The sequence below is a fragment of the Neisseria sp. 23W00296 genome (assembly GCF_044772855.1).
Lineage (GTDB): Bacteria > Pseudomonadota > Gammaproteobacteria > Burkholderiales > Neisseriaceae > Neisseria.
The window spans coordinates 609,031-635,068 of record NZ_CP173024.1 but is presented as its reverse complement, the minus strand read 5'-3'; the positions used below and the strand labels follow the sequence as shown (position 1 = coordinate 635,068).

At 54.4% G+C, this 26,038-nt stretch carries 23 protein-coding genes and 1 pseudogene; 10 read left to right on the top strand and 14 right to left on the bottom strand.

The window, feature by feature from the left end; translation table 11 throughout:
* Nucleotides 1-51: 51 nt before the first annotated feature.
* The 4 genes from plsY (at nt 52) to ACG2K1_RS03240 (ending at nt 4,414) form a co-directional block, all read left to right on the top strand.
* The gene (gene plsY, locus ACG2K1_RS03255) at nt 52-657 is read left to right on the top strand and encodes a glycerol-3-phosphate 1-O-acyltransferase PlsY (RefSeq protein WP_036495819.1); all 606 of its coding nucleotides are present in this window, start codon (nt 52-54) and stop codon (nt 655-657) included.
* Between the two features lie 116 nt (nt 658-773).
* Nucleotides 774-2,282 (top strand): patatin-like phospholipase family protein, encoded by a 1,509-nt coding sequence (locus ACG2K1_RS03250; protein ID WP_009425729.1) that lies wholly within the window; start codon nt 774-776, stop codon nt 2,280-2,282.
* 172 nt (nt 2,283-2,454) lie between these two features.
* Nucleotides 2,455-3,546, top strand: a complete 1,092-nt coding sequence (locus ACG2K1_RS03245; RefSeq protein ID WP_395428960.1) for a metallophosphoesterase — start codon at nt 2,455-2,457, stop codon at nt 3,544-3,546.
* Nucleotides 3,547-3,748: 202 nt separating this feature from the next.
* Nucleotides 3,749-4,414, top strand: coding sequence for a TIGR02117 family protein (locus ACG2K1_RS03240; protein ID WP_395429028.1), 666 nt, complete (start codon nt 3,749-3,751; stop codon nt 4,412-4,414).
* Nucleotides 4,415-4,648: 234 nt separating this feature from the next.
* On the opposite strand, the gene ACG2K1_RS03235 is transcribed toward ACG2K1_RS03240, so the two are convergent.
* The 10 genes from ACG2K1_RS03235 to ACG2K1_RS03190 all read right to left on the bottom strand — a co-directional run bounded on the left by ACG2K1_RS03235 (nt 4,649) and on the right by ACG2K1_RS03190 (nt 11,871).
* A complete protein-coding gene (locus tag ACG2K1_RS03235; protein ID WP_395428959.1) occupies nt 4,649-5,332 on the bottom strand; it encodes a tetratricopeptide repeat protein in 684 nt (227 codons plus the stop codon).
* A 78-nt stretch (nt 5,333-5,410) separates the two neighbouring features.
* Entirely contained in the window at nt 5,411-5,551 is a 141-nt protein-coding gene (locus tag ACG2K1_RS03230) for a hypothetical protein (protein WP_395428958.1), read from the bottom strand.
* A gap of 73 nt (nt 5,552-5,624) precedes the next feature.
* Nucleotides 5,625-6,881: a hypothetical protein gene (locus tag ACG2K1_RS03225; RefSeq protein WP_395428957.1), complete on the bottom strand. Its 1,257-nt coding sequence runs from the start codon at nt 6,879-6,881 to the stop codon at nt 5,625-5,627.
* Between the two features lie 185 nt (nt 6,882-7,066).
* The gene (locus ACG2K1_RS03220) at nt 7,067-8,530 is read right to left on the bottom strand and encodes a hypothetical protein (RefSeq protein WP_395428956.1); all 1,464 of its coding nucleotides are present in this window, start codon (nt 8,528-8,530) and stop codon (nt 7,067-7,069) included.
* Nucleotides 8,531-8,543: 13 nt separating this feature from the next.
* Complete coding sequence (locus tag ACG2K1_RS03215) at nt 8,544-9,710, bottom strand: S8 family serine peptidase (RefSeq protein ID WP_395428955.1); 1,167 nt, start codon at nt 9,708-9,710, stop codon at nt 8,544-8,546.
* Nucleotides 9,711-9,894: 184 nt separating this feature from the next.
* Nucleotides 9,895-10,041: a hypothetical protein gene (locus ACG2K1_RS03210; RefSeq protein ID WP_395428954.1), complete on the bottom strand. Its 147-nt coding sequence runs from the start codon at nt 10,039-10,041 to the stop codon at nt 9,895-9,897.
* On the bottom strand, nt 10,042-10,200 hold the full coding sequence (locus ACG2K1_RS03205) for a hypothetical protein (protein WP_395428953.1): 159 nt from the start codon (nt 10,198-10,200) through the stop codon (nt 10,042-10,044).
* Between the two features lie 92 nt (nt 10,201-10,292).
* Nucleotides 10,293-10,766, bottom strand: a complete 474-nt coding sequence (locus ACG2K1_RS03200) for a hypothetical protein (protein WP_395428952.1) — start codon at nt 10,764-10,766, stop codon at nt 10,293-10,295.
* Nucleotides 10,767-10,883: 117 nt separating this feature from the next.
* Nucleotides 10,884-11,408, bottom strand: a complete 525-nt coding sequence (locus tag ACG2K1_RS03195; RefSeq protein WP_395428951.1) for a hypothetical protein — start codon at nt 11,406-11,408, stop codon at nt 10,884-10,886.
* Between the two features lie 313 nt (nt 11,409-11,721).
* Nucleotides 11,722-11,871 carry a hypothetical protein gene (locus ACG2K1_RS03190; RefSeq protein WP_395428950.1) on the bottom strand — a complete coding sequence of 50 codons (150 nt, stop codon included), beginning with the start codon at nt 11,869-11,871 and terminating at the stop codon, nt 11,722-11,724.
* Between the two features lie 124 nt (nt 11,872-11,995).
* Between ACG2K1_RS03190 and ACG2K1_RS03185 the strand changes: the two genes are divergently transcribed.
* From ACG2K1_RS03185 to ACG2K1_RS03175, 3 genes and pseudogenes are all read left to right on the top strand, one after another.
* Nucleotides 11,996-13,657 (top strand): LTA synthase family protein, encoded by a 1,662-nt coding sequence (locus ACG2K1_RS03185; RefSeq protein WP_395428949.1) that lies wholly within the window; start codon nt 11,996-11,998, stop codon nt 13,655-13,657.
* A 162-nt stretch (nt 13,658-13,819) separates the two neighbouring features.
* On the top strand, nt 13,820-15,232 hold the full coding sequence (gene zwf, locus ACG2K1_RS03180) for a glucose-6-phosphate dehydrogenase (RefSeq protein WP_395428948.1): 1,413 nt from the start codon (nt 13,820-13,822) through the stop codon (nt 15,230-15,232).
* Nucleotides 15,233-15,514: 282 nt separating this feature from the next.
* Nucleotides 15,515-16,362: pseudogene (locus ACG2K1_RS03175) on the top strand (IS630 family transposase).
* A gap of 148 nt (nt 16,363-16,510) precedes the next feature.
* Here ACG2K1_RS03175 and ACG2K1_RS03170 read toward each other — a convergent pair.
* Together ACG2K1_RS03170 and ppk2 are read right to left on the bottom strand one after the other, a co-directional pair.
* Nucleotides 16,511-19,963, bottom strand: coding sequence for a PilC/PilY family type IV pilus protein (locus ACG2K1_RS03170; protein ID WP_157697538.1), 3,453 nt, complete (start codon nt 19,961-19,963; stop codon nt 16,511-16,513).
* A gap of 313 nt (nt 19,964-20,276) precedes the next feature.
* Nucleotides 20,277-21,206 carry a polyphosphate kinase 2 gene (ppk2, locus tag ACG2K1_RS03165; protein ID WP_395428033.1) on the bottom strand — a complete coding sequence of 310 codons (930 nt, stop codon included), beginning with the start codon at nt 21,204-21,206 and terminating at the stop codon, nt 20,277-20,279.
* A gap of 131 nt (nt 21,207-21,337) precedes the next feature.
* Between ppk2 and ACG2K1_RS03160 the strand changes: the two genes are divergently transcribed.
* Entirely contained in the window at nt 21,338-23,137 is a 1,800-nt protein-coding gene (locus ACG2K1_RS03160) for a chorismate-binding protein (RefSeq protein ID WP_395428034.1), read from the top strand.
* 112 nt (nt 23,138-23,249) lie between these two features.
* Here ACG2K1_RS03160 and ACG2K1_RS03155 read toward each other — a convergent pair whose 3' ends face one another.
* Nucleotides 23,250-23,660, bottom strand: coding sequence for a hypothetical protein (locus tag ACG2K1_RS03155; RefSeq protein ID WP_395428035.1), 411 nt, complete (start codon nt 23,658-23,660; stop codon nt 23,250-23,252).
* A 97-nt stretch (nt 23,661-23,757) separates the two neighbouring features.
* Here ACG2K1_RS03155 and ACG2K1_RS03150 point away from each other — a divergent pair, with 97 nt between their 5' ends.
* Nucleotides 23,758-24,624, top strand: a complete 867-nt coding sequence (locus tag ACG2K1_RS03150) for an ATP-binding protein (protein ID WP_395428037.1) — start codon at nt 23,758-23,760, stop codon at nt 24,622-24,624.
* A 6-nt stretch (nt 24,625-24,630) separates the two neighbouring features.
* Nucleotides 24,631-24,909, top strand: coding sequence for a hypothetical protein (locus ACG2K1_RS03145; RefSeq protein ID WP_395428039.1), 279 nt, complete (start codon nt 24,631-24,633; stop codon nt 24,907-24,909).
* Nucleotides 24,910-25,075: 166 nt separating this feature from the next.
* On the opposite strand, the gene ACG2K1_RS03140 is transcribed toward ACG2K1_RS03145, so the two are convergent.
* Nucleotides 25,076-26,008, bottom strand: a complete 933-nt coding sequence (locus ACG2K1_RS03140) for a peptidoglycan DD-metalloendopeptidase family protein (protein ID WP_395428041.1) — start codon at nt 26,006-26,008, stop codon at nt 25,076-25,078.
* Nucleotides 26,009-26,038 lie beyond the last annotated feature (30 nt).

Sequence of the window (26,038 nt, the reverse complement as noted above, 5' to 3'; positions counted from 1 at the left end):
ACTCCGTTTTCGGATAGAATGCCGCGGATTTTAAAACAATACGGACAAACCATGTTTGATTTCTTGGTTGTGGCGGCGGCTTATCTGATCGGCTCGCTGTCGTTTGCGGTGATTGTATCGAAGCTCTCGGGCATGGACGATCCGCGCACCTACGGCTCGGGCAATCCGGGCGCGACCAACGTTTTGCGCAGCGGCAGGAAAAAGGCCGCCGCGCTCACTTTATTGGGCGACGCGCTCAAAGGCACGGCGGCGGTGCTGCTGGCCAAGGCGCTGTGGGTGCCGCTCGCGCTGTCCACGCCAACCATCGCGCTCTCGGCTCTGGCAGCGCTGATCGGCCATATGTGGCCGCTGTTTTTCGGCTTTAAGGGCGGCAAAGGCGTGGCAACGGCGCTGGGCGTGCTGCTGGCGCTGTCGTGGCCGACGGCTTTGGTGTGCGCGGCGGTGTGGCTGGTTGTGGCCTTCGGCTTCCGCGTCTCCTCGCTGGCGGCGCTGGCGGCCACGCTGTTCAGCCCGGTGGCGGCCTTGCTGTTCATGCCTTATCCGTCGTGGACGGCGGCAACCGCCGCCATTGCCGTTTTGGTGCTCTGGCGCCACAAAAGCAATATCCGAAACCTGCTGGCGGGCAGGGAAGGGAAAATCGGCGAAAAGGCGCAATAAAAAGCCCCGCCGCTTTCAGACGGCCCTTTGCAGCACAGGCCGTCTGAAAGCTTTTCATATATTAGGAATCCGCCTGCCCGCAAACGTGCGGCGGAACGGGTTTTAGGGAAACCAAAATGAACAGACGTTTTTCAGACGGCCTCAAAGCCCCGCTGCTGCTGGCCGCGCTGCTCGCCCTTTCGGCCTGCGCCAAATTCCAATACCGCCCAGTCGAAACCATCGGCCGTATCGACCGCAACAGCGGCTACCGGCTGGAAACCGCCTATCAGAAAACCATTGCCGGCGACGACATGTTGGTGGTGCTGATGTTTTCCGGCGGCGGCACGCGCGCGGCGGCGCTGGGCTACGGCGTGCTCGAAGAGCTGGACAAACAGGAAATCTACGGCAGCGGCAAACGGCAGACCATGCTCGAAGCCGTCGACGTCGTTTACGGCGTCTCCGGCGGCTCGGTATTGGCGGCCTATTTCTCGCTGCACGGCAAGGACACCGTGCCCGCCTTCGAGCGCCGCTTCCTGAAACAGAACTTCCAGCGCCAGGTTTCCAAACAATTTTTCTCCTTCGCCAACCTGCCGCGCCTCACCTCGCCGGAATTCGGGCGCGGCGACCTGTTGCAGGAACAGTTTGAAAGCACCCTGTTCAAAAACACCACCTTCGGCGATTTGGCCGCGCGGCGCAAAGGCCCGTTCGCCGTCATCACCGCCACCGACATGTCGGTGGGCAACCGCTTCGAATTCACACAGGAATATTTCGACGCGATGTGCCTCAACCTCTCCGACCTGCCGGTCGCCCGCGCCGTTGCCGCATCCAGCGCCGTGCCCCTCGTCTTCTCCCCGCTCACCCTCAACAACAACGGCGGCAACTGCGGCTACCGCCTGCCCGAACGCGTTATCGAAGCCGTCAGCGGCGAAGGCGGTGAAGACAAACTGCAACAGAAAACCCGCCTCGAAATGCTGGTGCAGAACGTCGTCACCTACCAAGACAGCAAAAAACGCCCCTACATCCACCTGCTCGACGGCGGCCTCACCGACAACCTCGGCCTGCGCAGCCTTTTAGACATCAACGAACTCTACGGCAACACCCTCTATTCCCTCATCGGCAGCCGCCGCCTGAACAAAATCGTCATCATCAACGTCAACGCGCAAAACGACCCCGCCAACGAAATCGACGCCTCCGCCAACGTGCCCGGCCTGCGCGCCGTCACCCAGGCCATCGTCGACATCCCCATCGACCGCTACTCGCAGGAAACCCTGCGCCGCTTCCGCGCCTTCGTCGACCAATGGAACGCCGACGTCAAAAGCGGCAAAAACACCGGCAAATCGGTGGACATGTATTTCGTCAGCCTCAACCTGCGCGACCTGCCCGACTCCGCGCTGCGCCGCAACGTCCTCAACATTCCCACCAGCTTCTACCTGCCCGCCCACGACGTGAACAACCTCAAAGAAGCCGGCCGCGCCCTGCTCGCCCACTCGCAGGAATACCGCCACCTGCTGCAAGACCTCGCCCTGCCCGCCCCCGCCGCCGAACCGATTCCCGAACCGCAGGTTCAAAGCAAAGACAAAACGAAAGAAGCGGCCGCAAACGCCGCCCCGCCCGAACAAAGCGCCTCAGCCGCACAGGCGCAGTGAGGTCGCACCATCATATGAAGGACAGGCCGTCTGAAAGCAAATCCGCCCCGCCGACGCCATATCCGCGTTTATGCCCCACAGGAGCGCAGACAAAAACGGTATCTCCCGTTATCAGGCCGTCTGAAAACGAAGCCCAACGAAGTTACCCCCGCAGCACAAACCGAAACCGCCCATGAACCACCCAGAAATCTTCGTCCTCGTCGTCATCGTCCTCCAGCTCTTCACCTTCGGGCTAGGGCGTTCGCTGCAATGGCTGCTCGCCCCGTTTCTAGCGCGGCGCGGCCGCATTTGGCTGATGGTGCTGGCCTTTTTCGTTTCAGACGGCCTCCTTGCCGGCCTTCTGCTGCAACTGGGTCATTTCATCTTCCGAGCCATGGCATTCTGGATGGTGCTGCTGCTTTTCGTGATGTATGCCGCCCTCGCCACCTTCCTGCTCCATTTGCTGCTGCGCCGCCTGCTGCCCGAAGCCCGCCTTGCCCGCGCCCTGCGCCTGTTCGCACCGCTGGCCGTCCTCGCCCTGTTCGCCTTCGGCCTCTACAACGCCTACACCCCCGTCGTCCGCCATCAAAAAATCGTTATCAACAAAAAACTCGCCAAGCCGCTGCGTATCGGCATGGCCAGCGACACCCACCTGGGCATCCTCTTCGGCGGCCGCCAGCTCGACCGCCTCGCCGACATCATGAACAAGGAAAAGCCCGACCTCATCCTGCTGCCGGGCGATCTGATGGACGACAACGTACAAGCCTACCGCCGCGAAAATATGCGCCCGCACCTGGCCAAACTCGCTGCCCCGCTCGGCGTCTACGCCACCCTCGGCAACCACGACTTCCTCGGCGACGAGCGCGAAGTGTACGAAGAACTGGAAAAAGCGGGCATCCAAGTATTGGCCAACCGCGCCGTCGAGAAAAACAGCCTCTTAATCGTCGGCCGCAACGACGACCTCGACAAACGCCGCCCAAGCACCCGCAAACTGTTGTCCGGCCAAAATACCGCCCTGCCCGTCATCCTCCTCGACCACCGCCCGACGCAAATCGAAGAACACAGCCGCCTGCCGGTAGACATCCAAGTGTCCGGCCACGTCCACAACGGCCAAATCGCCCCCGCCAACCTCATCGTCCGCACCCTCTACCGCCTGCACTACGGCTACGAAAAAATCGGCAACGGCCACTTTTTCGTCACATCGGGTTACGGCTTCTGGGGCATCCCCCTGCGGCTGGGTTCGCAGTCGGAAGTATGGATTATCGACGTGGAAGGGCGGCAATAGGGCGTGTTAACAATCAACATTTTGGCGGCTTTTCCGTCCTAAAACGGCATCTGCCGCGTTGAAAATACTCTCCTATGGACGCATAGGCTCACATTTTCTCCTTGCATCTGCCGTTTTATGCCGCAAAATCCGCTGCAAAAGTTAAATGTCAACACGCCCTGCCGTCCAAACATACTTTCAGACGGCCTCCCCGCAAACCGCCATGAACATCCGCAAAGCCCTGTCCAAAACCACCGCCGTCCTTGCCGCCTATTTCGCCGCCGCCTGGATACTCTCCTCCCTTGTCTGCCGCGAAAACGAAAGCGGCGGCGAAGTCACCCTCTACCTGCACAGCAACGGCGCGCACGCCGACATCGTCATGCCGCTCACCGACCCCGCCTTCGACTGGCGCACCGCCGCACCGCCCGAACACACCACGGGCGGCAAAAACGGCGCCGCCTACCGCCACATCGCCCTCGGCTGGGGCGAGCGCAATTTCTACCTCAACACCCCGCGCTGGCGCGACCTCACCGCCGCCACCGCCCTCCGCGCCCTCAGCGGCGCCAACCAAACCCTGATCCACACCGTCTACTACACCGCGCCGCCCGCCGAAGGAGAACACACCGTCCGCTTCACCGTCTCCCGCCGCCAATACCGCCGCCTCGCCGAAAACCTCGCCGCACACTTCAAACGGCAAAACGGCCGAACCCTGCCCGTCGCCGCCGCACACTACACCGCCGACGACGCCTTCTACGAAGCCGAAGGCCGCTACCACCTCTTCAATACCTGCAACAGCTGGCTCAACCGCCGCCTCGCCGAAAGCGGCCTGCGCTCCGTCGTCTGGACACCCTTCGCCGCCCCGCTGCTGGACGCGTACCGAAAACCGTAAGGCAGCCTGAAAACCGCGTCTGCCTGTTTTCAGACGGCCTCTGCCATTGAAGTAGGGCATGTGGCGCAAGCCATGCACGCGATTTCGGCTCGGCAGCCGTTTGCGTGTTGGAAAAACGAAAGGCCGTCTGAAAACCGTATTGCGGGTTTTTCAGACGGCCTCCGATGCGGCCGCAGACTGCGCATGACTCAACGCAAGACGGTTAATGAGCACGTATTACTGCAAAAGACATCTCTACCGTGGCACGTTCTTTGAATTGAGCCTTTTTTGGAGTATCAGGGGCTTACGTAGTACTGCAAAAGCCATCTGTGCCGTAGCACTGTCTTTGGCTTGGGCATTTTGGGGCATATCAGGCTGCGCCAGTACTTTGTTAAACCATTCTATGGATTGCTGATCATTTTTCGCCACGCCCTCTCCTGCTGCATACATTATCCCCAACTTATTTTGCGCGTCGGCCTGTCCTTGATCAGCCGCTTTCCGATACCACGCTAAGGCTTGCTGATAATTCCGCTTTACGCCGTCGCCTGTGCGATACATCGAACCCAAATAGACTTGCGCTTTGGCATGCCCTTGTTCAGCTGCTTTTTGAAACCACGCTGCGGCCTGATGATGGTTTTGCAGCACGCCCAGTCCCCAAGCATACAGTTTGGCCAAACGGAATTGCGCATCGGCATGTCCTTGACCGGCGGCTTTTTGAAACCACGTTGCGGCCTGCTGATGGTTCTGCATCATGCCCAGTCCCTCGGCAGACATGATGCCCAAGTTGAATTGCGAGTCGGCATATCCTTGATCGGCCGCTTTTTGAAACCACGCTGCGGCCTGCTGATAATTTTGCGCCACGCCTCTGCCGTGGAAATACAGCAGACCCAAATTATGTTGTGCGCTAACAATAATGCCTTGCTGGGCAAGCGGCTGCATTAAGTGAAATGCCTGTTGGTAATTGCCTGCCTGATAAGCAGCATTGGCTTGTCGGAATTGCGCTTCGATGTCCTCTGCCTAAGCAGGGGCGGCGCAAGCCAGCAGCAGGGCGGCCAAAGCGGCATTAAACGGTTTGAAAAATTTTCGGGTAGGGATAAACATCATTTTGCCTGTCTCATTTGATAAAAATTGATAAGAAACAGAAATGCGGAGCGGCATTTATTGCCTGCCTTGTTTTATCCCGAATTGTTCGGGGATTGGCAGGCAATAAGCTGCCCGCTCCGCAAGGGCGTTATTTGTTTCGGGATATATTTATCGAATAGTTTGCCATGCCGGCTGCGTAATTGGCAGCGACGGTTGCCGCATTGGCTGAAGATATTGCGTTTCTTGCCGCATTTTCGGCATTTTGGGAGGCAGATATTGCAGACTGTATGTTTTTATTTGCCCGCTTGGACTCGGCTAAAACACTGTTCATGCTGTCGGACAGTTGCGATATGTTTTCTTGGAAATACATCGCCTGGTTATTAAGCCGCTGCATCATTTTTTGCTGCATCATCTTATTTTGACGCTTGTAAACAAAATCTTTCACCAAAGCAAAGGCTTCTTTCAATGTGTCGGCCTGACGGGTATTGAGAAATTCAATAGTCAGGTCAAAATAAATGCTGTTTCCCTCTTTGATTGCCATCACATATTCTGTTGGGTAGTGGGCAAGTTTTTGAAATTCCTGAGATGAAGAGAAGTTCTCTTGTTCCGTGTCTAAATCATTTAATTCAGATTTAAGTAACGATATTTCATTTTCATAATCTTTATACATATTTTCAAAACGTTCACATTCTGATTTATAAAATTCCATGGTATTTTCATAACGTTTAATTGTTTTTTCAATTTCTTGAATTATTTTTTCATCGTATTCTTTTTCGCGTCCTAAGTAACTTTCTATTGAAAGTGTATATAACTCGCGCACATCTTCTATTAGGTTGTATGAATCAGATGGGGGGAAGCGGAGCTCATTATCACAGTATTCTAACGTTAATCCCATTGCCATTCTATATTTTTTAATATGATATTTATTTTTATTTTTTAAATTATTACTAATGTTATATAGAAAACATAATTGAAAAAGTACTGCTATGATCATTATTGAAGCCCAAAGCCAAGTTTCAATGTTGATAGGTAAATTGAAAAACACCACCTCAAAAATAACAATAAGGAAGAAGAATTTTGTATTTTTTTGATTGCCATCAGCTAATTTATTCAACTTATCCTGAATCCCAGTAAAATTATTTATAAAATTACTACACTTATAAATATTATTTTCTGCTATTTTAATATTTTTAGTATAGGATTTTATTGCTTCGCGAGCATTGGTTTTTCGTTCTAATTCTAAATAGTTAATTTGTTCTATTATTTTATGTTTTTTATTTAGAATAAAGTTTATCTTTTTGGAAATATCCAAATAGCCAGTTTGTAGTATTTCATATATGGCTTCCTTCGCTTCCTGGCTGCATTGCGAGAAGATTTGTTTGGTTTGGGGCATATTTTCAGGCATGATTTTTCTCCGAAAAAAATTTAATCAAAATCAGACTGCTGTTTTAACCCAGCGGTTGGGTTGGGGGTAATTTGGAAAAGACTGCGTTGTTTGCACTTTTCAGGCTGCTTATTCCCGACAAGCGGCGAAACCTGCCGGTTTGGCCTGCATCCGAAAAGCGCAGGCAACGCTGTGATTTCCATATATCAGAAACGGTATTTCAAACCGGCATTGACCACCGTGTTGTGCCAGTGCGATGCGCGGTCGTGGCGCACGCCTGCGCTGAAACTCCAATTGTCATCGGTTTGATAAAGCGCACCGATTTCGATACCGGCGCGGGTGCGGCGTTTGCTTTCGCTGTCGGACACGGTAACGCCTGTTCCTTTAACGGTGGCGCGCTCTGCGGTTTTGTTGTGCAGGTCGCGCACCACATTGGCTTTGCCGAACAAGGCAAAGTGCCTGCCGACCGAATAAGCGGCATGCACGCCCATTGCGGCGGCTGCGGCATTGCTGTCCAAACGGTCGAGGTATTGGGTGGCCGACACATCCGTATTTTTGGTACGGGCGCGGACATATTGCAGACCGATTTCGGGACGCAGAAACCATTTGTCCCAAGAGAATGCTTTGCCTGCGCCGAGGCCGAAGCCGTACAACCTGCCGTTGTCGATGTGGTTCCAAGCGGCGGTGGCAAACAGGTCGAAACCGTTGCCGAGCAGGTAGCCGTAGCCGAAATCCACGCCGTAACCGTCGTTTTCCAGTGTTTTTTCAACACCGGCGAAGCGTTCGCTCCAACGGCTTTCAAAACGGTTGGCCGCAGCGGCGAACAAATGTCTGCCAAAGCGTTTGCTCGCGCCGATGCCGAAGTTGTTTTCATGGCTTTTGCCGCTGATGCCGTCTGTATCCAGTTTGGCTGCGGAGCCGGTGTAGTCAACCCATGCATTGCCGCCGTAGCGGACATCCTGCAAACGGCCGGCAAAGCGGCTGTTCTGCATTAGTTCTTGGTCGATACGGTTTTGCAGGCTGTGGCGGCGGGTGGCCGTGCCTTGTTCAAACAGCGTGGCGGTCATATTGGTGCTGTTGGTGTACACCGCAGCGGAATTTTCTTGGGCTTTGGTCAAAGTGCCGTTGTCTTTGGCTGTATCAAAGCGGCGGAATACCTCTTCGAGCTTTGTTGCATCGGCTTTCGCGCCGCTGTATGCGGATTGGGGGACAACCGTGCCCACATCATTGCGTTTCAGCGTAACCGTAATGTCGCTTGCGCTCTGATGCACACTGCTGTCAATCAAACCGTTGGTTTTGTCCGCCACATTGGCGAACCTGCCGTTGATGGCGTCGGCACTCAACAGGGTTGCCTGCTGCCCCGCCTTGCTGACATAGCCTTTGTATGCGCCGGTTACATTTAAAGTGCTGTTGCCGGAAATGTCAGCCTTGCCGCTGACTTTTATCGCCGAGCCGACGGCTTTGTCCACCGTGCCGCCTTTTACCGCGAGATTGCCGTTTACAATGAAATCGTTGGCGGTTTCGGCAGACAGCCTGCCTCCGTTCAGCGTAACCGAGCCGCTGGTAATGTCGTCGGAAGGGTTCGCGCCCACCACCAAACGCCCGTTGCTGTTCACACGGTTTGCGGCGGTGTTGGCGGAGGCCAGCACCAGCGAACCGTTGTTGACCACGTTTTCCCCGTTATTAAGTATTCCTGCCCATCAGAATCAGGGAAGCCGAGCCGTTTTTGGTGATGCCGCCCGTGCCGGTGATGTCGTTGTCGAAGAAGTATTCGCGTTTTTTTCCGGCAACATTCAAAACTTCCTGCCCGTTGACTTTGCCGTATCCGCCCAACGCGCGGGGTTCGTTCAGTATGCCGACGCCGAATATGGAATCTACGCCTTTATTGCCGGCATCGTCGGCAGTGGAAATAATACTGCGTTTGAGCTCGGCCCCGCCCATCCAGTCGAAACGCGATTTGATGCGGGCGGCGGTGGCGGATACCACGGCAGCGGCATTGGAAGAACCGCCGGTCAGGACGCTTTTGCCGTTTTGCTCGACACGATGGGTTTCGTTTACGGCAATGCAGTTGTCTTTGGCAAGGCCGCATCTGTTGCGGTTGACATCGCCGTCTTTCATTCCGGTGGCAATCAGCCAGTTGCGTTCGACAATTTTGGCGTTTTCCGTGCCGTTCATATAAAGCACGGAGTCAACACCCGGATTGGCTTGCCCGCTGTTGCCCGCAGCCTTAACGATTAAAGGGTTTTTCGTGCGGACAATTTCGGCATAGCGGGCAACAATGCTGGGGTATTTGTCGATTTTGCTGTAATCCTGGTCTTCCAGGCCGAAAGACTGGTTAATCACCGCCACATCATTGCGGTTTTTCAATGCTTCCAGTTCGGCTTGGGCAATGTCTCGGGTGGTTGCCACGCCTGTTATATGCCCTACAACCGCCACTTTTGCACCATTCGCCCCGTGTTGCGACATGATTTGCACCATAGAAGTGCCGTGCGGCGAATTGGTTTGACGGGTAGCGGTGCGGAAAATGTTTTTATCATCATCGATATGCACCATTTCCTTTTCGACATGAATGGACAATTTATCCGCCACACCCATGTCCACGCCGGTATCCGACAACAGAATGGTTGCCCCGTTGCCGTTGGCGGCGGCACGGTCTGCATTGGAATCTTGGGCAAAATTGCGCTGCCCTTTGAATTTGCCGTTCATTTGCGGAACGGCGCGCCCGCCCGCATTGGGGTCTGTGTTGACATTGGGCATTGATGTCGTGCCCGAACCGCTGCCGCCCGAGCCGCAGGCGGAAAGCAGGGCGCAAGACACACATAATGCGATCAGGGATTTTCGGAATTTCATTTTATTTTTCCCGTAATATTCATAAATTCAACGGCGTTACGCCTGATTTGCGGATAGGCCGTCTGAAAGCGCGGCCTCGGCGCAGCCGAAACCGCAAAAGCAGCCTGAAAACAAAGCACCTGTGTTCAGGCTGCTTTTTGCGTTTGATTAGCGGAAATTGCCGAAAAAGTTTTTCCAAAGCCTTCTATCGGTTCTGTTTAAACTGTTTAAAAAGGGCTTCTCCTATTTCTTTATTGGTTTCAGGTTTTCTAAAAGCCTTCTCGCCACCGGGCAATTTGCCTTTGCCATATTCTTTTTCGGAAACGCAGCCTTTGCCTTTGGTGCAGTACATTCATTTGCCGTTTTGTTTTTCCACATAATTCTCGGGAGATATAAAGAGGTGGTACGATCTGTAAATTGCTTCAGACGAAGCTTTATGTTTGGCCTTGCCTGCAAATGCCGGAGACACGGCAGCAGACATCAGTGCAACGATTAAGATATTTTTCAACATGGTTTTTACTCCTATAGGTGGTTAAAGTGATTGCTGCATTTCCGGAGCCGCCTTGCGGCGGCTGCCAAATTCGGGAACGAAGCCGAGGGGCTTCAGACTCTCAATCGTTTGCCTTCTTTTCTCCTTTTTATTCTTTCTATTGTGTATTTAACCGATTCCTTTGTAGGCAGGGGCGCATGGAGGAGTTTAAGAATCTTTGCCACTTCATCAAGAATTCTTTGGTATTTGCGTATGATTGCGTCAAAATCGATTTTCAAAGCATCATTGGGATTTAGTGAATTGCCCACAGAGTCAATTTCCCGTATCAGATTATCAATCCATTCGTTTACAGGTTCGCATGACACGATAACGTTCCAATATGTCTCGTCCTCATAATAACGCTCCATTTCCTCTCTTTCTTCAGGAGAAAGCAATTCTTTGATTTTCTCTAGTTCCGCTTGTTCCACTGCGCTTCTTGCAATTAAAAGCGGTTCTATCAAAAGCAGCATTTCCTTGATTGAGCGGAGCGATTGGGCAAGCTGGCGCAGTTGTGCCTGTTGGATTTCTTTCATAAGTCGTGAACTCATTTGTTTGATTCCTTGTGTTTGATTGCAGAAACCGTTTCCGCCCCAAGCCGCCCTCCGCACGGGTTTTCCCCTTGCGGGCGGAACGGCTGCGGCAGTTTTCGGGCTTTGTTGGGAAAATCAGTTTTTCCGGCGGGGCGTATACACTTGCCGGCAAGATTCCATGGCTTTATGCGTTCCTTGTTGAGGGACTGCTTTGCTCATGCATTTATGGTATTTGTCTTTTGTTTTTTCATAATATTCCAAAGCTTCACGCCTCTCTTGTTCGACTCTGTCCCAATACTTTCTCCTCTCTTCATCCATATCACAGCCATATGCGGAGCCATAAGTCGGATGGAAGCCGTATTGCGACATAACCTCCAAACAGTACTGCTCATGGGAAATGCGCCCTTCCTCATAAGCCTTGCGCAATTGCCCTTCGGGCGAATTTTCCCGTTTCAACCATTTTGCACACAGCCAGTCCCCGTTATATAGATCATATATTGAATTCGACTCAATATGAGGGCAGCCCGGATACTTGGCATTCAACTCGGCAATAATCTGCTGCCGGCTTTTTGGCGGGGCTTTGGGTTTGCCGAAGCTGCCGTCCAAAACGGCACAGCCTGACAAACCGGCCAATACGCATACCATCAATAATTTTTTCATATTTAAAACTCCTGTTTAACAAATCGGTGCAGCCAATACTAGCACGGCGGTTGCGCAGTGCACGATTTTTAAAAAAAAGAATTTCAATATTATACAACAAGTTATATTGCACGCTTTACGGTTTGTAACTTTTGCAAACGCCAAAAGGCAGCCTGAAAAACAGGTTTCCCGTTTTCAGGCTGCCTTTTTCAGACGGCCTCTGCCATTGAAGTAGGGTGTGTGCCGCAGGCACGCACGCGGTTTCGGATTTTGGGGAAACGTGCGGATCGGTTGCGCAGCAGAGAACGCGTGCGCCGCCTCGGGGCAGCACACCCTACGCAAGGGCGGAAACATTAAAAGAGGCCGTCTGAAAACTGCATTTGCCTGTTTTCAGACGGCCTCTGCCATTGGGGTAGGGTGTGTGGCTCTGCCACGCACGCGGTTTCGGTTTCTTGGGGAAATGCGCGGATTTGTTACGCGGCACAAACCGCGTGCGTCGCCTCGGAGCCACACACCCTACGCAAGGGCGGAAAAATTAAAGAAGCCGTCTAAAAACCCGCCCTGCCGCCGTTTCGGCTACAATGCCGCCTTTTCCCGCCACGATTGCCATGCACTACATCCTGCTTGCCCTGTTCGCCGCCGCCGCGCTGGCCGTCGGCAGCAAAGCCCATTACCGCTGGACGCGCTTTTTCGCCGCCTGCCAGTTCGTCCTCTTCTTCTCGCTGATGTTCGCCGCCAGCGGCCAGTGGCAGCGCGGCCTCAACTTCGCCGCCGTGCTGTTTGTCGTCCTCATCCTGTTCCACCGCCTGAAAATCCACTACTACAAACAGCCGCTCTTGGTTTCCGACTTCCTGCTCGCCTTCGACTGGCGCAACTGGGAAACCCTCACCCACTACAAAGGCGCAATCGTTGCCGTGGCCGGCCTTGTCGGCGTGCTCGCCTACGCCCTGTTCGGCTGGTCGGACGCCGCCGTGGCAGGCGGCATCTGGCGCATCGCCGCCGCCTTCGCCGCCGCCGCCAGCCTGCTGCTGATGGCACGCTACACCCGCGACAAACGCGCCGTGCAGGTGTGGCTCGACTCCCTGCCCGACGACGGCCGCGACGTGTTTCTCAACCTGCCGATGTCCTGTCGCGGCGTGTTTTTCAAAACGCCCGAGTTTGACGGCGACGGCAATCGTTTCAAGCAGCTTTTGGAAGCGCAAAGGCCGTCTGAACAACCCGAAAAGCAGCCTGAAAACGCCAAGCCCGACATCGTTATCTGCTTGCAGGAATCCACGCTCAATCCACACCGGTTTGATTTCCAAAGCGAAAACCTGCCGCCGTTGGCGATGTTCGAGCCGCAGGCGGACACCCGCTTTGCCGCGCCGCTGCGCGTGCACACCTTTGGCGGCGGCACATGGAAATCCGAGTTTGCCCTGCTCGCCGGCCTGCCCTCCACCGATTTCGGCGCGCTCGCCAGCGGCGTGTTTTACTCCGTCGTGCCCCACATCCAAAGCGGCCTGATCCGCAACCTCAAAGCCGCAGGCTATTACTGCGTCGCCCTCTCGCCCTTTACCAAAGGCAATTACAACGCCAAAGCCGCCTACGACCATTTCGGTTTCGACCTGATGCTCCAGCCGCAAGAGCTGGGCTACCCCGCGCCTTTGAGCAAAAACCTGTGGCACATCGGCAGCGACGAAATGCTGCAATACGCGCAAATGATTTTGGACAAACGCCATCCCGCGTTGAAAAACATCACCCAGCCGATGCTGGTGTACGTGCTCACCATGAAAGAACACGGCCCCTACCGCGCTGACACGCCCAACCGTTACGAACTGGTTTCAGACGGCCTTTCCGACAAATCCATCGCCTGCCTAAACGACTACGCCGAGCGCATCGCCGCGCTCAACGATGCCACCGAAGCCTTCAACTCATGGCTGCAAACGCGCGGGCGCGATTATGTGTTTGCCTACTTTGGCGATCATCAGGCCAACTTTGAAACCGCCACCCCACCCAAAAAAGGCCGCTTCGCCAACCCCGATTACGTAACCCAAGCCGCCATCCGCAGCAGCCTGAACTGTGCGCCGCAAGAGCAGCCTGAACTGCTTGATCTCGCCTTTTTCGGCGGCCTGATACTCGAAGCCGCCGGCCTAAGCCCGCAAGACAACTTCATGCGCGCCAACACCGCCATGCGCCGCTTATCCGGCGGCGGCTTGGAAGACTGCGCCAACAAAGGCCTGCTGAACGACTACCGCGATTATCTTTACCGGCATATCAAAATCAGCGGTTAGGCCGTCTGAACAGCAGCAAAAGGCCGTCTGAAAACCTGATTGGGCTTTCAGACGGCCTTTTGGTTCTCTCTAAGGTCTGTTTCATGCAAGCGCCATAGACAAGCCCCTGCCGCCTGTGTACCATCGCCCGCTCTTTTTCAGACGGCCTCAGACAGGACAACCATGCAGACCACCACCGATTTCGACTTGGTTTTATTCGGCGCCACCGGCGATCTGGCGATGCGCAAACTGCTGCCCGCCCTTTTCAGCGCCCACGCCGCCGTAGCGCTGCACCCGCAAGGACGCATCATCGGCGTCAGCCGCAGCCGCCTCAGCCGCGACGCATACCTGGACAGAATCCGCGAAGAAAGCAAAATCCCCTTCGGCCAAATCACGCCCGAACAATGGGCATCGTTTGCCGCACGCATCAGCTACCTGCCGCTGGACATCGCCGAGGCACACGACTTTGCCGCACTCTCCGCGCAAACCGCGCAGAAACCGCACGCGGCCGTCGTCATTTATCTGGCGACCGCGCCCAAATTCTTCGCCCAAGCCTGCCGCCATCTGGCACAGGCGGGGCTGAACGGAGAAAACGTCCGCATCGTGCTGGAAAAACCGCTGGGCACCGACCTTGCCTCCTGCCGCCGCATCAATGACGACGTTGCGCAATACTTCTCCGAACGGCAGATCTACCGCATCGACCACTACCTGGGCAAAGAAAGCCTGCAAAACCTCACCGCCCTGCGCTTTGGCAACGCCCTGCTCGAACCGTTGTGGAACGGCGAGCATATCGCATCCGTAGAAATCACCGCCGCCGAGCGCCTCGGCGTCGAAGAGCGCGGCGAATCCTACGACACCGTCGGCGCCCTGCGCGACATGGTGCAGAACCACATCATGCAGATGCTCTGCCTCACCGCCATGGAGCGCCCGAAAACCCTGTCCGCCGACGACGTGCGCGACGCCAAGCTGCAACTCATCCGCAGCCTCAAACCCCTCAACCCCGAACGCGACGCCGTGCGCGGCCAATACACCGCCGCCGACGGCTGCAAAGGCTACACCGAAGAACACAAAGTCGCGCCCGACAGCCACACCGAAACCTACGCCGCCCTGCGCTGCCAAATCGACACCCCCCGCTGGGCGGGCGTCCCTTTCTACCTGCGCACCGGCAAACGCCTCGACACCCACACCGCCGAAATCGCCCTCACCTTCAAGCCACTTTCAGACGGTCTCTTCCCCCCGTTTGCCAACCGCATCGTTATCCAACTGCACCCCTACGAAACCGTCCACCTGCACTTCGCCGTCAAAACCCCCGGCCGCAGCGACAGCCTCTCCCCCGCCGAAGCTGTCCTCCCGCCCGCCGCAAGTGCCGCTCCCCACCCCGGCGCCTACGAAACCCTGCTGCTGGAAGCCATTGCCGGACGGCAAAACTTCTTCAACCGCCGCGACGAACTCGAAGCCGCCTGGGCATGGCTCGACCCCGTTCTCAAACACTGGGCGCAAGACCCCGCCCCGCCGCACCCCTACCCCGCCGGCAGCCGCGGCCCCGCCGCAGCCGACAGACTCATTGCCGCCGACGGCAGGCAGACGGGAGACTGACGCACTTTCAGACGGCCTCCGCGAAAAGGCCATCCCCGCCTGCATCGTGCGAGGATGACGTTCCTGAAAACGCAGAAAGCCGATACGGCAGGCCGGCAATCTTCTTTTGCGCCGCACCGGTTCGCCACAAAAGGCCGTCTGAAAAGCCTGCAAACTTTTCAGACGGCCTGAAAGTTGATATGGGTAAAAACACAAACCTAAAAACACTACCCTATATAGTTAACCAAAACAAAAAGTATATAATTCTCTCCCTTAACTCCACACCTTACCCGTTCCCGTTTTATGGCTTACTCCATCGATTTCCGTCAAAAAGCATTAGACCACTACGAACAGCACGGCAACATCAGCCAAACCGCACGCACCTTCCGCATTACCAACCGAACCCTTTACCAATGGATTGCCCTCAAAAAGGAAACAGGTTCGCTGCAACACCGCACCAAAGGCGGCAATTCGGAACGTATCGACAAAGAAGAACTGCGCCGCTATGTGGCAGAACATCCCGATGCCTATCAATACGAAACAGCACAGCACTTGGGCTGCACCGCATCCAATGTCGGCTACCTGCTCAAAACACTCAAGATCACGCGTAAAAAAAGACAACCGTCTACAAAGAACAAGACCTCCAAAAAGTAACCGCCTACCAAAAACAGCTGGAACAATATTCAGAAATGCCAAAGGTTTACTTGGATGAAACGGGTTTTGATACTTTCTATTACCGCCCGTATGCCTATGCCTTGAGGGGACAGATTGTCAAAGCGCGGATTTCCGGCAAGCGCTATGAAAGAATGTCATTGGTTGCCGCCCGTGCGGATGGGAAACTGATTGCGCCGATGGTTTACAAAGGCACAATGGACAGCAGCTTGTTTGAAGCGTGGTTTGGGCAGTTTCTGTTGAAGGAACTTAAAGAGCCTTCGGTCATTATTATGGATAACGCCCGTTTTCACAGGATGGCGGTACTGCGTGAAATGGCGCAGAGGGCAGGACATATCATTCTGCCGCTGCCGCCATATTCGCCTGAGTTGAACCCGATAGAAAAGGTGTGGGCGAATATCAAACGGCATCTGGGGAAAGTGATGTCCGGCTGTTTGTCTTTTGAGCAGGCTTTGTTGGATATTTTTTGTTTTGTTTGACTATATATTTTCGGATAGCAAAAAACTGCCGATGATTTTTATATATTAAAGAAAACAACCACAAGACAAACACTCAGCCCCTGTATAAAAAACCGCCTGAAAAGTTTACAAACTTTTCAGGCGGTTTCACTTACTCACATATCACCTATTAAAAGATTTCACGCCAGCTAACTCGACGGATAGGCGGCCGCGGCAAGTTTACTTTGAGTACATTAGTTTTACCGTCTGGCGTTTTATAAACCATTACATTATGTACAACACCACTAGAATCCGTTACTTTCAAAAGGCTGACAGTACCATTAGCACCCAACAGCGCTGCGATCGGTCCTGTTCCTTGTTTATAGTAATCAACAATACCCGAACCTGTACTACTCAATAACGGATAAGTAACGCCTGATGAGCTAACGGTATCGCAAGAAAGGAGAGGAGAGCTTCCATCGATGTAGCTATTCACAATCAGATATTTACCATTGCTCAAATATGGGCTGTAAATAATCTGTTCATATTGAGTAACTAGTTGTCCACCTTCCCTGTACGTCTTAGTACCCAAATCCATATACCAGCCATGCTGTTTAGTCCAATCCACCTTATTGGTGCTCAGTGTTTTGGAATCGTGAGTCTCACCATTGGCATCGGTAAATGCTTTTGTTGTAGTGCTAACTGTTTGCTGCTGAAGCTGGTTATGACCAATGATATTAACCGGAGCAAACTTCACAGCAGTCCTGTCGCGTAAACCATATAAACTTTGCGTTCCTTTCGCATAAGAAGCTTTTTTCTCCAAATAACCTTCTTGGCGATGACCTGTACCGAAATTTAAAACTGGATCACCACCTGTACCATTATCAGTACTTACAACAATTTTCGTAGTAATCGGCTGTCCGGTACGTGTCGTAAAGATTTTTTCTGCTTTACCTACACTATCGGTTAAGTCGAACCTCCATACATTGCCTTTTAAGTCACCGGCATAAGCATAGTCATAAATCAAATCGCCATCGACATCTGTCGGCGTCACATAAGCAATACCATTAGGAGCATCGGCTGTTCCACCAACATTGGTACTGATGAAACGGAAGCTTGGCACACCCGTTTGCTTGTTAATCGACATTACATAGATACCGGCAGGTCCTGCAGAAGGAGTACAGTTACCATTTGTTGCATCCTCTTTCGAACACCAGCCATTACCGAACACCGCTCCCCAAGTACCATCATGGAAGCGTCCGAATACCGGCGTACCATAAGTATTACCCAAGTTCGACCAAACCCCACCGCTAGTATTGGACCATTCTCCGATAACATTTGCAGCAGAGAATTTATCAGGTTCAGTAATGTCTAATGCATATACGGAACTGCCACCGGCACCCAAACCGCTTAACAACCATGTGTGCCATTTGCCGTTGTAATACACATCTCCCGTTGCAGGAGAGGCATCATTGTAGAAATTATGGCCATAATGAGAATGTGAAAAATCAAGTGAATCATTCCCTTTATTATGCATTCTCTGCAAAACAGAAGACGGCATAAAGGCAAATAACTCCTGACCATCATTATTTCGGGTATCAAATTGTCTGCTCGAATTATAATTACCGCTGCGGAAAGCATGTAAGAAGCCGTCATTCGATCCGGCATACACGGCATTTACTCTACCATAATTCTGATCAGCAAAATCGCGATAGTCTTTTTCATCTCCAACAGCATTTCCACGGCGATCATTCCATATGCGGTGATAATTCATATTGGAAGGATAACCAACCCATACCGGGCTGGAATTAATAATATCGCCTAAAACGCTATTTCTAACGCGGAATTGACCAACGCCTACCCGAACCTGTTCTTGGCTGCGGTCACCTTTTATATAGTCCAGACGTTGTTGGCCAGTTGTTTCGGTTTCGCCAGTAGAATACAAACTTGCTTTTTGAGCTTGAGTAAGATTTCCCCACTCCAATGATGTTCCTGCCACACCATTCCAAGTAAAGAATTTCCTAGAAGTCTGTTTAGGCGTATTGGCCACATTGGTTTCTTTACAAGCACCTCCATTCAGATTGCAAGCAGCATCCCAGTTGGCTTTTCCATTCACGCCGAATTTAGCATTGTCCCCCGTTCCACTATGAACAAAGGTTCTCGCCAACAACTGACCTGACCAATCATACGGGTTGTAAAGCGAAAGATAAACCTGCGTGTCACTCACTACTTTTGCATTTGGCAAGTTTACACTAGCACTACCTTCCGATTGCGTACTGGGCGCAGCCTTAAAGCAGGTGACTTCATGGTTATTATGTGATCCACCTGTTGAGCCTACGAAGGCAAAACGGAATGCCCGAGGCAAAGCACCATTGGTAGACGCCAAGTCCCTATCTTTAATAACTGTCTGGTATTCACCGCCATTCCAGCTATATTGGACAGTACCCTTGTTATCAGGAGTAATTTTGATTCTATATTGAATAGGCACAGCAGTAGACCGACTTTTCGTATTAGTCCACATATAGACGGGCAAACGTTTGCTATCAATATATTCGTAATTGTATAACTTACGTTTAGGATCTTTAGAGTCTGCGGAAAGGGTAATATTGCTCTTTATATGACCTGGTAGAAACGTTGGGGTAATTGTCAGCGTCCCCGTACGACACATACTTTTCAACCAGTTTTTATTATTATCATTGTTTGGCAGATTATGGCAGCCAGAAGCATCACACCAACCACGCTGATTAGCACTCAATGCTGGCTCCGTCAGATTCGGAGTTGGATTACGAGTCCAAAAATATTTAAACTTGTTTCCTTCCCAAGCACGCTTCCAGTCATTCAGTTTACTTGTTGGCACAGTACCCCAACCGTTCACCCTATAAAGATCCCGTAAAAAATCGCCGGACAGCATATAGTTGATATTGGTTTTACCTGCGCCACGAATACCGATAGCATTAAATGATCCATTGGGATATTTGAATTCCGGATATCTTCCTTCATCCCTAGCATCTACCCAACTTCCATCTTTCCGCTTACCCACGCCTGTACTGGTACTATCTTGAGGGCCATTGACGAAGTTACCGAATTCATCCATACCGATGGCCAAATATCCGCCATCCACACCACTATAAATCGGGTTATCGTTGGCACAGGTATAGCCCAACGATCCGCCATTCGCACCAATGCTGACAGGACGGTCTGCATCTAACAAATAAAAAGACATACCGTCAGCACCGTTACCACCCCATACATAAGTGGTAAAAGTAATTTCAACACCCTCATTAGTAGGGAACGGCTGTTCAGAAACGATACCACCCACACGGTGGTTGGTCGCAGGTGTCAGGCGCAAAGCACCGCTACCCACATCATCTTTCTTACCGGTTGCGCACGCACCCGGAGTGCCTGAAACGGTCGCTGATGCGGTTTGGCTGCCTGTTCCGGCAGTCAAACAAGCCTCGTTTACGGCAGTTGAGTCAGTCCTACTGGTAATGCCGCTACCCGGCTGCGGCATATACCATCTGTTTTTGGTTACACCCTTTGTGAAATCCTCTTCGATAACCAGTGCACCAACCCCGCTTGTCGAAAACAGCGTGATAGCGGCCAGCACCGCCGAACAGCATGGTTTTAATCTTAATTTATTCATTTTGTTTTCCTTGTGTTTACTGCGAAATGACAACATTCCAAATCAACCGTCTTGCCGCCGGATGTTTTCCCCGCATAAATTTAAAACATAGTTCTACTAGCTCCCGTATTATATCGTAATATTTTCAATTCAAACAAACATTTTTACTTTTATCAGACAAGCGGCTATGCAACAAAATTTGCCAGCCGTTGCACAACGAGCCGCTAACTTCCTGCATCCTAAAAACAGCAGCGAAAAGGCCGTCTGAAAAGCCTGCAACCTTTTCAGACGGCCTTTCCCCGCCGCTTGCGGCGGGGCATCGCGTTTGGCGGCGTCAGTCGCCGATGATGTCCATGTTTTTGTCTTTAAACTGCGTGTTCGGCACTTTGACAATCAGCGGGTCGATTCTGCCGATGGCTTTTTCGTCTTTTCCCGGGTAGCCGAGCTGATGGAGGAAGTAGCGGATGCAGTTGAGACGGGCACGTTTTTTGTCGTCGGAGCGGATAATCGTCCAAGGCGCGTCGCCGGTGTGGGTGTGGAAGAACATGGCGTTTTTCGCTTCGGTGTAGTCGTCCCAGCGGTCGAGCGACTGGATGTCGACAGGCGAGAGTTTCCAGTGTTTCAGCGGATCGTCGCGGCGGGAGATGAAGCGGCGCAGCTGTTCTTCGCGCGATACGGAAAACCAGAATTTAAAAAGATGCAGGCCGCTGTTGACCAGCATGCGCTCGACTTCGGGCGCCTGGCGCATAAAGAGCAGGTATTCCTGCGGCGTGCAGAAGCCCATCACGCGCTCGACGCCGGCGCGGTTGTACCAGGAGCGGTCGAAAAACACCATTTCGCCCGCAGTGGGCAGGTTTTGGATGTAGCGCTGGAAATACCATTGGCCGCGCTCGGTTTCGGTGGGTTTTTCCAGCGCAACCACGCGGGCGCCGCGCGGATTGAGGTGTTCCATAAAGCGTTTGATGGTGCCGCCTTTGCCCGCGGCATCGCGGCCTTCAAACAGGCTGACGATGCGCTGGCCGCTTTCCTTCACCCAGCTTTGCACCTTTAAAAGCTCGATTTGCAGCTTGGCTTTTTCCTTTTCGTAGACGCGGCGGCTCATGCGCAGGCGGTAGGGATAGCTTTCGGGCAGCGGCGCGGTGCTGGAATCCTCGCCCGTTACCTTGCCGCGGTGCTGCAACACTTCTTCTTCAAACACTTGCAGGCGGTCTTTGCTTGCGTCCACGTTCACTTCTTCAAAGGGTTTCAGTTGGTGGTCTGTCATGTTTTAAAGCTCCTTTCGTTAAAACTGCCGTCGTTTGACAACAGCGCAATTTTACGCTCATTGACACAAACAAACAAATTGTCGGCCGCGCCGGTGCGGCTATAATCCGCCCTTTTTTCCGCTCGAGAGCCATGTCCGGATTTGTTCTTCTCGACGACGCTGTTTCCCGCCGCGCCGTTCTCTACCGTGATCTTCAACACAGCGATTTCCTGCTTTCAGACGGCCTCTCCCGCCTCGACGATCTGCTGCGCGAAGGTTGGCGGCGCGGCCTGCACGCCTTTATTGCCGCCGACTATTCTTTCGGCCTGCCGCTGCAAAAACTGCCGTCTGAAAAGCCGGGCACGCTCGCGCTGCACTGGTTTGAATCGTGCGCCGACACCGATACCGAATCCGCATTGGCTGCGCTTTCAGACGGCCTTTCCGATTCCCCCTGCGGCATCTCTGTGCCGCGCCCGTCTGTTTCCGAAACCGAATACCTCACCCACATCCGCGCCATACAGCAAGCGATTGCACGCGGCGACTGCTACCAAATCAACTACACATTCCGCCTTGCACTCACGGCCTACGGCAGCCCCGTCGCACTTTACCGCCGCCTGCGCCAGCCCGTGCCCTACGCCGCACTGGCCTGCCTGCCCGACGCAAGCGGCCGCGAAACGTGGACGCTCTGTTTTTCGCCCGAACTATTTTTAAATATCCGTTCAGACGGCCTCATCAGCACCGAGCCGATGAAAGGCACCGCGCCGTTTGTGGGCGACGGCCTCGACGACACCCGCGCCCGCGCCTTGCAGGCCGATCCGAAAAACCGCGCCGAAAACGTGATGATTGTCGATTTGCTGCGCAACGACTTGGGCAAAACCGCCGAAACCGGCAGCGTGCGCGTACCCGAGCCGTTTAAAGTATCGCGCTTCGGCAGCGTGTGGCAGATGACCAGCCGCATCGAAGCGCAGGCGCGGCGCGGCACAAGTGCGGCAGACATTTTCCGCGCCGCCTTCCCCTGCGGCAGCATCACCGGCGCTCCCAAACGCAAAAGCATGGAAATCATCAAAAGCCTCGAAACCGCGCCGCGCAGCCTTTACACCGGCAGCATCGGCTTTCTCAACCCGTGCAGCGGCGGAATCGGTTTTGAAGGCACGCTCAACGTGGTTATCCGCACGCTGACCCTCTCGCCGCGTTCAGACGGCCTTTGGCAGGGCGAATACGGTGTCGGCTCCGGCATCGTTGCCGACAGCGACCCGCAGGCCGAATGGCGCGAATGTGGCTGGAAAGCGCGTTTCCTTACCGAGCTGCGCCCCGACTTCGCCGTGTTTGAAACCCTGCGCGTGGAAAACGGGCAATGTGCTTTGTTAAACAGGCATTTAGGCCGTCTGAAAACCGCCGCCGCCGCGCTCAACCTGCCGCTGCCGCCCAATTACGAAACGCAAATCCGCAACCGTATCGCCGCGCTGCCCGACACGCCCGCACGCCTGAAAATTATGCTTTCTTCAGACGGCCTCGCGTTTGCAAGTGCCGCGATTGCCGACTTGGACACGCCGCAGCGCGTAACCGTATCGCCCGAGACCCTGCCGCGCCGCGACTATCTGCGCCGCTTCAAAACCACGCGCCGCGCAATCTTCGACGCGGGTTGGCAGGCTGCGGAGAAGCAAGGCGCGTTTGACAGCCTGTTTTTCAATTCAGACGGCCTCCTGCTCGAAGGCGGCCGCAGTAATGTGTTTGTCAAACATCACGGCCGCTGGCTTACGCCCGCTGCGGATTTGGATATTTTGTGCGGCGTGATGCGGCAGGAAGTGCTGGACAATCCGCAGCTTTACCTCGGCGCAGACAGCGTCACCGAAGCGCACATCACGCGCGAAATGCTGCTCGAAGCCGAAGCCATCCGCCTCACCAACGCCCTGCGCGGCGTGCTGGCGGCAAAGCTGTTTGAGGCCGTCTGAAACGCCTGTCCGGTTTTCAGATGGCCTCCGAACACAACCAATATTTGCCAAACGGCAAAAGGCCGCCTGAAAACCCTTTTTGGTTTTCAGACGGCCTTTTTTACGCAGCGCATCAGTCGATCAGCGCGTCTTTCCTATGGCGGTAGTGTTTGATTTTCAAAGCATAGCCCGCCACGGTCGGAATCAGCGCAAGTATGGTTTTGAACGTCCACGAGGCATACCACGGCTTGTTGATCACGATGGTATCCGCCGATGTGGCCGGGATAACGATGCTCTGCGCCGCATACCAGTCGAGAAACGGCCACCAGCAGGCAACCAGCAGGCCGAGAAACAGCGGCCAAAGCAGGCGTGCACGGTCGCGCTGCCACAGCAGAAACAGCAGCACAGCCCACACCAGCGTCAGCACGGCAATCAGCAGCGCCGTCTGCCCCGGCGCGCCGAAATAGGCAGCGGCGAAATAGGTCAGCACCACCCACAGGCCGGCCAGCACCGCCATAATCAATTCTTCCGGACGTTTGAACATCATCTGCTCCTGAGCGAAAAACCGCGCGAATATACCGCAAAACCGCCGCTTTGGATATGGTGTAGAATGCCGCCTTTTCCCCGACGGGAGGGCAACCGTGAAACTGAAATCATTTCTGCGCCAAGCCTCTTCGGTGTTAAACCGCCTCGACACTTGGCTGCCGCCGGAAAACCGCGAACCCGACTGGCGCGCCACGGCCTACCGCTGGCAGAAGGCGGGCAGCGGCGGCGTGCTCGAAAGCCTGCCCGCACCGCACACTTTCCCGCTGTCGCGGCTGGCGGCGGTGGACGCGCAAACAGCGCGGCTGGTGCGCAACACCGAGCAGTTCGTCTGCGGCCGCCCCGCCAACAACGTGCTGCTCACCGGTTCGCGCGGCACGGGCAAATCGTCGCTGGTTAAGGCGCTGCTGCACGAATACGCCGCGCGCGGCCTGCGGCTCATCGAAGTGGACAAAAGCGATTTGGCCACCCTGCCCGCTCTGCTGGACGTGCTGGCGGCGCGGCCGGAGAAATTTATCGTGTTCTGCGACGATTTGTCGTTTGAAGAGGGCGAGAGCGGCTACAAGGCGCTGAAAACCGCGCTCGACGGCGGCCTGTCGCAGCGCTGCGCCAATGTGCTGGTTTACGCCACGTCCAACCGCCGCCACCTGATGCCCGAATACATGGCCGACAATGTCGGGCGCACCGGAGTGCGCGGCGAAGTGCACCAGAACGAGGCGGTGGAAGAAAAAGTTTCGCTGTCCGACCGCTTCGGCCTATGGCTGAGTTTTTATCCTTTCGATCAGGAAGACTATCTGCGTGCCGCCGCCAACTGGCTGGATCACTACGGCCTGCCTTTCGACGACACCGCGCGTCAGGCGGCGCTCAACTGGGCGCAGATGCGCGGCAGCCGCTCCGGCCGCACAGCCTGGCAGTTTGCCTGCGACTGGGCGGGCAGGCTGCCGCAGGAGCGGGTGGCGGATTAGGGTCTGTTGACATACAGCATCGCGGCGATGTTTTTGATAAAGGCAGACCGAATACCCGCACAGCGAAACCAATATATTGAAGGCCGTCTGAAACTTTCAGACGGCCTTTTTGTTTGCACGGACGTATTAAGGGCTGTTGACAATCAGCCTTGCGGCGGTGTTTTTGGTAAAAATCCGCGCCTGCCGCGTCAAAAATGCTCGCAAGATGTCCATCTTGCTGTGCTTTTTTCCTTGCAGACACGGATTTTTCCTCAAAAAACCGCTTCGCAAGCTGAATATCAATAGCCCCTAGGGTGTGTTGACATTCAACATTTTGGCAGCTTTTGCGTCCTAAAACGGCATCTGCTGCGTTAAAAACACTCGCCAATGGACGGCATTGGCTCGCGTTTTCGCCTTGCATCTGCCATTTTATGCCGCAAAATCCGCTTCAAAAGTTGAATGTCAACACACCCTAGAACGCGACGTAGTTGACGGGATTGACGGGTTTGCCGTCCTGCCGCACTTCGAAATGCAGTTTCACGCGGTCGGCATCGGTGTTGCCCATGCGGGCGATGGTTTGGCCGCGTTTGACGAAATCGCCTTCTTTCACTAGCAGCGCCTGGTTGTGGCCGTAGGCGCTCAGATAGGTGGAGTTGTGTTGGACGATAACGAGGTTGCCGTAGCCACGCAGGCCGTTGCCCGCGTAAACCACTTTGCCGTCGGCAGCGGCAACAACCACTTGTCCGGCTGTGCCCGCAATGTCCACACCTTTGTTGCTGCCGCTGAAATTGGCGACGACGTTGCCCGCAGTCGGGCGCTGCCAAGTGATGCCGGCAACGGTGCGGCTGCCGCCCGAAGGTGCGGGTGTGTGCGTAACGGCGGGGGCGGGCGTTGCCGCAGGCTGGCTGACGCTTGTCTGAGCGGCGGGAGGCGTGTAAGTCGGCGCGGGGGTGTGCGCGGCGGCGGGAGCGGAATAGCCCGACGGTTTGACGCGCAGGGTCTGGCCGACGCTGATGTTATTGTCGATCAGGTTGTTCCAGGCGCGCAGGTTGTCTTGGCTGATGTTGTAGCGTTTGGAAATGTTGTACACGGTGTCACCGCGGACGACTTTGTGGGTGGCAGCGTTGATGTCTACGGGGGCGTAAGAGGGAACGTAGGTGCCGGAAGCGGCGGGAGGCGGCGTGTAGGCAGGCGGAGGAGTGTAAACGGCGGCGCCGGTTTCGTTTTGCGGATGGTAGGGCTCGGCGCCGTAGGGATTGCCGTCGGTAACCGCGCCGCTTTGAACGCCGGTGCCGGTGCTGCCGCCTTCGACAACGGGCGCGGCGGGCTGTTGCAGCCACGAGCAGGCGCCCAGCATCAGGACGGCGGCCAGGGAGCCGGTTTTCAATACTGTCTTGTTCAACATATTCTTCTTGCCTTCTTGGATTGGTGGGGG